Genomic DNA, 567 nt, shown 5'->3' on the forward strand with positions numbered 1-567 from the left:
CAGTTCTTCATCCCAATTTCCCTTCAAGGCCAATGCAACCTCTTCCCGGGACTTTTTTATCCGCGGATCGGCCAGCTTAGAAAGTACTTGCCCATCCCTTTCCCCATCGATGATGGCACGGATGATGGCTGTTCCCGTTTTGCCGGTGACATCACTGATGACTACATCGAGTCTCAGGTTCATCATCCTCATCGCTTTTTGGATCTTATTGACCATTTTAGAGGATTCTTCTATCAGACTGCTTCGGTGACGCTGCAAGGTCCGGAGTCTGGCCGATTCATTATCAGGGAGAAAACAGCCACGCAAAAGTCCCAAACTGTGAAGTTTTTGTATCCAAATACAGTCTTTAACATCGGTTTTTGCCCGCACATTTTTGGTTTGGTGCCCGGATACCAACAACACCTCGAAACCGGCCTTCTGTAAGGCAAGGAACAGGGACTGCCAATAACTTCCGGTACTTTCCATGGCCACCGTGGTGATTCCATGATCTTTCAAATAAACGATCATCAGTTCATGATCCTGGGAATAAACACCAAATTCACCAACATCTTTTTTGGGATCTTGTCC

The 567-nt window shown here is 46.7% G+C and carries 1 protein-coding gene; it reads right to left on the reverse strand.

Going from position 1 to position 567, the window contains the following annotated elements:
• Positions 1 to 567 (reverse strand): IS110 family transposase (locus SYJ56_RS25845; protein ID WP_323839298.1); only part of this gene is annotated, 567 nt, incomplete at both ends.

Origin of the sequence: Algoriphagus aurantiacus, assembly GCF_035156405.1 — a bacterium.
Taxonomy (GTDB): domain Bacteria; phylum Bacteroidota; class Bacteroidia; order Cytophagales; family Cyclobacteriaceae; genus Algoriphagus; species Algoriphagus aurantiacus.